The sequence below is a fragment of the Bacillus cereus group sp. MYBKT14-1 genome, from assembly GCF_051915185.1.
GTDB classification, from domain to species: Bacteria; Bacillota; Bacilli; order Bacillales; family Bacillaceae_G; genus Bacillus_A; species Bacillus_A cereus.
Genome location: NZ_JBQAEF010000026.1, coordinates 35,143 through 41,558 on the forward strand (window position 1 = coordinate 35,143; position 6,416 = coordinate 41,558).

Below are 6,416 nucleotides of genomic sequence, written 5' to 3' on the forward strand. Positions count from 1 at the left end.
AGTTTTTCTCTTTACTTTTCAATATATGCAGCTTGTTTTTATTTTAATCCTTCAACGATGTCTGATAGTTCACTCCATCTTTCCATCTTTTTTTCTAGCTCTTCTTCTGTTTTCTGCTGTGCTTCAGATAATTCTTGTGCCTTTGTGAAGTCAGATCCAACTTTCGCAAGTTCTTCTCCAATTGACTCAATTTTCTCTTCAAGTTCGGCAATTGTATCTTCAATCGTTTCCCATTCACGCTGTTCATTGTATGAAAGTTTACGTTTACGTTGTTGTTTTGGCGCTTCTTCTACAACTTTTTTCTCTTTTTGAACTTCCGCTTTCTCCATAAGTTCTCTCGTTTTTTCCATTTCTAAATAATCTGTATAACTACCTAGAAACTCACGCACTTCGCCTCCGCCAGTAAAGATGAACAGTTCATCTACTACTTTATCTAAGAAGTAACGGTCATGCGATACAGTTAAAACGACACCTGGGAAATCTTCTAAATAATCTTCTAGTACTGTTAATGTTTGTGTATCTAGATCGTTCGTAGGTTCATCAAGTAAAAGTACGTTTGGTTCTCCCATTAAAATACGTAATAAATATAAACGTCTTCTTTCACCACCAGATAGTTTACCAAGTGGTGTACCATGTGAATGCGTCGGGAATAAGAAACGTTCTAACATTTGAGATGCACCAATTACTTTTCCATCTGTCGTATGAATAACTTCTGCAATCTCTTTAATGTATTCAATCATACGCTGATTTAAATTCATCTCTTCATTTTCTTGCGTATAATAAGCAACTTTTACAGTTTGTCCTACTTCCACTTCACCACTATCAGGAGATAACTTACCTGCAAGCATATTTAATAGGGAAGATTTCCCGCTTCCATTCGCCCCAATAATTCCGATACGATCACCCGGTTTCACAATATGATTAAAATTATGTAATACCGTCTTATCGCCAAATTTTTTCGTTACATCTTTTAACTCAAGTACTTTCTTTCCTAGACGACTTCCGCTTAGTGCAATATCAACTGACTGTTTTGCAGCTGGTCCTTCTTGTGCCTTTAGCTCATCAAAACGCTGAATACGCGCCTTTTGTTTCGTAGAACGGGCTTTTGCACCACGACGAATCCAAGCAAGTTCACGACGATATAAATTTTGGCGTTTCGATTCTTGTGCCAATTCTTGCTCTTCACGAAGTGCTTTCGCTTCTAAAAATGTACTATAGTTTCCTTCGTAGCTATATAGTTTACCATTATCTAATTCAAAAATACGATTCGTCACACGATCTAAGAAATAACGATCATGGGTTACAAGTAATACCGAACCTGTATATCTCGCTAAATATTCTTCTAACCATTCAACTGTCTCGTGGTCAAGATGGTTCGTAGGCTCGTCTAAAATTAATAAATCCGGTGTTTCAATAAAACATTGTGCCATTGCGATACGTTTTTTCTGTCCACCAGATAAATTCCCAACAATTGCAGTGAAGTCCGTAATTCCTAATTTCGTTAAAAGAGATTTCGCATTTGCATTTGCTTCCCATGCACTCATTGCATCCATACGTTGCTGCACTGCAAATAATTGTTCCTGTACTTTTTCATTACTTGGATCTTTTTCAATATTTAATAGTGCTTTTTCATAATCACGAAGAAGACGAATTAAAGGTGTATCGCCATGGAACACTTGCTCTAATACTGTCAGTTTTTCATCAAACTCTGGTTGCTGTGATAAATAACTAATTGTATACCCACGTGAATGCGTCATATCACCTGTATCAGGAGTTTCTAATCCCGCAATAATTTTTAAGAATGTCGATTTACCAGTTCCGTTTACACCAATAATTCCGACACGTTGTCCTTCTGTAATACTACATGATAATCCATCAAATAACGGCTTTTCTCCATATGATTTTGATAAGTTCTCCACAGTTAACATTTTCATATTTGTGCATTCCACTCTTTCATAAATTGTTCAATAAACTGTTCCATATAACGATGACGAATTTCAGCCTCTTGTTTTGCTGCATTCGTATTCATTAAATCTTTTAATTTCAAAAGTTTTTCATAAAAATGATTTAAAGATGGATCATTATTTTTTCTATACTCTTCTTTCGTCATTTCTTCACGCGGCGGAATAGTTGGGTCATACATTAATCTCCCTTTCGCCCCGCCATATGCAAATGTACGAGCAATTCCTATTGCACCAAGAGCATCTAAACGATCCGCATCTTGAACAATTTTCCCTTCAAGTGACTCTAATGTGCCGCCATGGCCACCTTTATAAGACATATTGGCGATGATATGAAGAATATGTTTACTTTCCTCTTCTTCAACACGTAGCTCTTCTAACCAATCAGAAACTTTTTTCATTCCTGCTTCTTCACTTTCATTTAGCTTTTCATCTGCCACATCGTGAAGTAATGCTGCCATTTCAATTATAAAACGATTTCCACCTTCTTGCTCAGATAAAGAAATCGCCATTTTATGTACACGTTCAATATGATACCAATCATGCCCACTCGCATCTTTTTCTAAAATATGTTTTACAAAAGTAATTGTTTTTTGAATTTTTTCTTGTTTTGTCATTTTATCTTCACCCAGTTACTTATTGTAACACGCCCGCATTTTTTCATCACATATTTTCTTGTCCGCCCATACACTAGGTGGTAGGCATCATCATGAAGGAGGAATAAACATGTTCTATAATAATCAACCGCCTTATCCAAGGCAACCATTGTATCCTCAACAACAAGAACAGAGATACACAGAACAATACGAAGAACAAGAGTTACAACAGCAAGAACCACAATATGACGAAAACCCATATGCAACAACGCAAAACCAAGAAACTGAATTTCAACAAAATCCATATGACACACGTCCAAATTATGAATATCCTCAAAATCCATATGCAGCACCACAAAATCAAGAACAGCGATATCCTCAAAATCCATATGTAATACCACAAAACCAAGAACAACAATATCCACAAAATCCATATGTAGCACCACAAAACCAAGAACAACAATATCAACAAAATCCATATGCAGCACCACAAAACCCATACACAACTCAACCACAACAACCGCAATATCAACAACAAATGTATCAACCAAACTACGACGCACGTGTCTCACCACCTAAACCACCAACAATAGATCCAACTCAGCCACAAATTTTACCGCCCGGACCAACACTAGACATTACACAACCACAAATCTTACCACCTGGACCAATTACTGAACCAACACAACAACAAATTCAACAAGTTGTCGGTACACAATTTTTACCTTTCAAGAAACCTGTACTAGATTTCGTAAAACCATGGGTAGATTACGGTTTAAATGAAGCAAAACATACATCACACGAACACGCATTAACAGAAGTTGCTGCAATTATGTTTTTAGTTGGTAAAGGCTTCAATCCGACGATTGCACATTATATCGTTGAATCTTGGGAGAAGAATGAACAATTTTAGAATTGTTTATTTGATAAAATACAAAAACACAAAAGTGCCAAAACCCTTATAAAACAAGGGTTTTGGCACTTTTTAATATCCAGAATAAATTCTATTGAAATAATTGTTTTTATAGATTTTCATACTTTTTTATATAGTACGTGAACAAAATGTGAGCAAAATGTGCGCAAATATATGAATCACATTTTGCTGTTGGTGCACTGGTTATTTAAACCAATTCTCAATTATGAGATTTATATGAAAAGCCAACACTTTTTCCCGTTGGCACCCGGACAGTTTCATGATATCCAGCCACGACACTTATGCACCGTGGCTTTATATATAAAATCAATTAAGCTTTTCGTCTTTTTCTTCCTTTTTTCTCCGTCCATTCCGACCAAGTAACGTTTTGATAAAGGAGCTACGCTATCCCCACAGTATTCTTTTTTCAAAGAACAATTAACTGTAGAAATATCGTACCGCCGATTCCAATGTAAAAAGGCACCTGATTAAGTGCCCTAAATAGTGCCCCGAACAGTACTCCTAAAATTCCATCACTTTTTAAATCATGCCAAGCGCTGTAGCAAAGTTGATGATACCTGATTTACGTTTTCTATAAAACTTACCTGGTTTCATTGCAAGGATAGTATAAATGTAATCATCATTTAATTCTTTGATACTCATATACTTCATTATATAACCCTCCCACTTCTCAATCCTTACATATGTAAGACTAAAATTTAAAATATTATATATATATGCCTTTATATGTGTAATTTACTAGCAGTGATCATTTAACTTAACACAATTACACTACATTTTCATAGTATATTTAATCATTTTCACCAGACATAAAGTATAAAAACAATTAAAGAAAAGAGACTGTCTTCAAAAGTTAATCTGAGGATACTTTTTTGACAATCTCTTTTCTTATATCAAAATTTTCAACTACAAAACTTACAAGTGATTATACAAATGTTATACCTGCACTTGCGAAGCCTGTAATAGCAGTAGCTATATCAAAACCTGGTGTAGTCGATGAAACAACAAGTAATATCTTATCTTGTGGAGCGACCGCAATTGCTTGTGCGCTAATACCACTTGAGGTATTACCGATAGCAATAAGACCACTAAATGCTGGTGTTAATAGTAACGGTGTACCTACTGGAGTAAAAGTATTACTTGCTGCTGGTGCGCTGTACAACTGCATTTGAATTTGTATGCTTCCTATCGATAAAGCAACTGCTACAGTTACACTAAAGAATCCTGCTAACGAAGTAATTGTACCTGCGCGAGGAGCTACAAATGCGAAATCAAATACTGGAGGTACAGGGCCTATAGTAATCGGGCCACCAGGTGGGACAATTACAGGGAAGAATGAACTTCCAAATCCAAGAAGTGCTCCTGTATTTGCTAATCCACCTAAAACAGTTGCTAACGCTACTGGCCCACCTGATGCAAACGGAATAACTGCTCCAGCTCCCGTTGCTCCTGTTAGGCCTGTTGGACCTGTTAGACCTGTCGGACCTGTTGGACCTGTTGCTCCTGTTGGACCTGTTGGACCTGTTGCTCCTGTTGGGCCTGTTGGACCTGTTGGACCTGTTGGACCTGTTAGACCTGTTAGACCTGTTGGACCTGTTGGACCTGTTGGACCTGTTGGACCTGTTGGACCTGTTGGACCTGTTGGGCCTGTTGGACCTGTTGCTCCTGTTGGACCTGTTGCTCCCGTTCCTGTTGCTCCTGTTGGACCTGTCGCTCCCGTTGGGCCTGTTGGACCTGTTGCTCCTGTTGGACCTGTTGCCCCTGGAGTAGCATTGATTAATTGAATTAATAAATTAAAAAGAACTTGTAAAGTTGCAGGATCGACATTTGAGTCGCAGGATACAGGGATAAGATCTAAAGCGAAGAAGAATTGTGCAAGGGCGCTATAAAATTGTTGCAATAATGTTGACAATTGTCCTAAATTAGGTGCTGGAGATTGTAATAAAACTATAATACTTTGAGTTAATTGTTTCAAAAAATTAACTTCTGGGGAAGGTAGTAAGGAATTTAAGAAAATTAAAAATTGATTAAATAAATTGAGTAACGCTAATCTGTTTGCATCACTTGGATTTGCAAAAAATGCTGAAATAGCTGATACTAATGAGTTTAGTAAAGTAATTAATTGACTTAATTGTTCCCTAGTTATAGGAACTGACTGTGGATTTTTACAACAATCTGCTGAAAAAACAATCGGATTGCAGTTATTATGATCAAAACAATCATTATGTTTCATTTATTTCCTCCTTATTTAATAATTTTGAGAGAATATTCTTATACTAAGAAACACTCAATTGTAATGGTGTTGAATATTTTTAAATATCCATTTTTCTTAGAATAAAAATAGTTACTAATAATTAAACTATAAAAATTCAGTTTAATTACATTCACAACTCACATAATATAAGTATACGCATCTATTTATCTAGTGCTTAGATTAATTCCCTAATGAAAAAGCGTATTTTTAAAGGAATACGTTATTACTCCTATCAACGTGTTTATTTTGTCAATAAACGAAAAGGCATATTAATTTATAAGTTCAATAATTCCATTCTAGAGTAATACCAAATGAAGTTTTTTGAAAAACTTTAATCTTCACAACCTAGTTGTTTATATCATGAGTTTCTAATAATACATTTCATTTTCCATTAAGAGCTAATCATTTTGCTTTTGCTGACTAATTATTTCTTTGTAACAACTTATACTCATCTTACATACATTATCTTGAATCCTTACTTGTTAAACCATTTAATTGTTCATGACTCACAAACATCAACAATATATAAATGGTGTACTGATTCATAAAAGAGTACCCTATAATGAAGTGACCCCTAAAAGTTAGACACGGTTATTTCATTAGGCAGCTTGATAAAAATGAGTTCGGTATTGTACCGGACTCATTTTTAATTTTGCCTTAATCCGTTTCGT

Annotated in this window: 5 protein-coding genes; 1 reads left to right on the forward strand and 4 read right to left on the reverse strand. The window is 35.6% G+C overall.

Annotation, left to right across the window (positions count from 1 at the left end; all coding sequences use genetic code 11):
• Positions 1-38: 38 nt before the first annotated feature.
• Entirely contained in the window at positions 39-1,934 is a 1,896-nt protein-coding gene (locus ACTFO4_RS28910; protein ID WP_119683286.1) for an ABC-F family ATP-binding cassette domain-containing protein, read from the reverse strand.
• Positions 1,931-2,578 (reverse strand): HD domain-containing protein, encoded by a 648-nt coding sequence (locus ACTFO4_RS28915; RefSeq protein ID WP_000165964.1) that lies wholly within the window; start codon positions 2,576-2,578, stop codon positions 1,931-1,933. The genes ACTFO4_RS28910 and ACTFO4_RS28915 overlap by 4 nt, the downstream gene beginning before the upstream one ends.
• Positions 2,579-2,687: 109 nt before the next feature.
• Between ACTFO4_RS28915 and ACTFO4_RS28920 the strand changes: the two genes are divergently transcribed.
• Entirely contained in the window at positions 2,688-3,470 is a 783-nt protein-coding gene (locus ACTFO4_RS28920; protein ID WP_061457136.1) for a hypothetical protein, read from the forward strand.
• A gap of 540 nt (positions 3,471-4,010) precedes the next feature.
• On the opposite strand, the gene ACTFO4_RS28925 is transcribed toward ACTFO4_RS28920, so the two are convergent.
• Together ACTFO4_RS28925 and ACTFO4_RS28930 are read right to left on the reverse strand one after the other, a co-directional pair.
• Positions 4,011-4,142, reverse strand: coding sequence for a hypothetical protein (locus ACTFO4_RS28925; protein WP_276565566.1), 132 nt, complete (start codon positions 4,140-4,142; stop codon positions 4,011-4,013).
• Between the two features lie 274 nt (positions 4,143-4,416).
• On the reverse strand, positions 4,417-5,724 hold the full coding sequence (locus ACTFO4_RS28930; RefSeq protein ID WP_440014564.1) for an exosporium glycoprotein BclB-related protein: 1,308 nt from the start codon (positions 5,722-5,724) through the stop codon (positions 4,417-4,419).
• Positions 5,725-6,416: the final 692 nt, after the last annotated feature.

Excerpts from the sequence above, each read along its gene's own strand:
- ACTFO4_RS28910 (WP_119683286.1), bottom strand. The coding sequence starts at position 1,934 with ATGAAAATGTTAACTGTGGAGAACTTATCAAAATCATATGGAGAAAAG.
- ACTFO4_RS28915 (WP_000165964.1), bottom strand. The coding sequence starts at position 2,578 with ATGACAAAACAAGAAAAAATTCAAAAAACAATTACTTTTGTAAAACAT.
- ACTFO4_RS28920 (WP_061457136.1), top strand. The coding sequence starts at position 2,688 with ATGTTCTATAATAATCAACCGCCTTATCCAAGGCAACCATTGTATCCT.
- ACTFO4_RS28925 (WP_276565566.1), bottom strand. The coding sequence starts at position 4,142 with ATGAAGTATATGAGTATCAAAGAATTAAATGATGATTACATTTATACT.
- ACTFO4_RS28930 (WP_440014564.1), bottom strand. The coding sequence starts at position 5,724 with ATGAAACATAATGATTGTTTTGATCATAATAACTGCAATCCGATTGTT.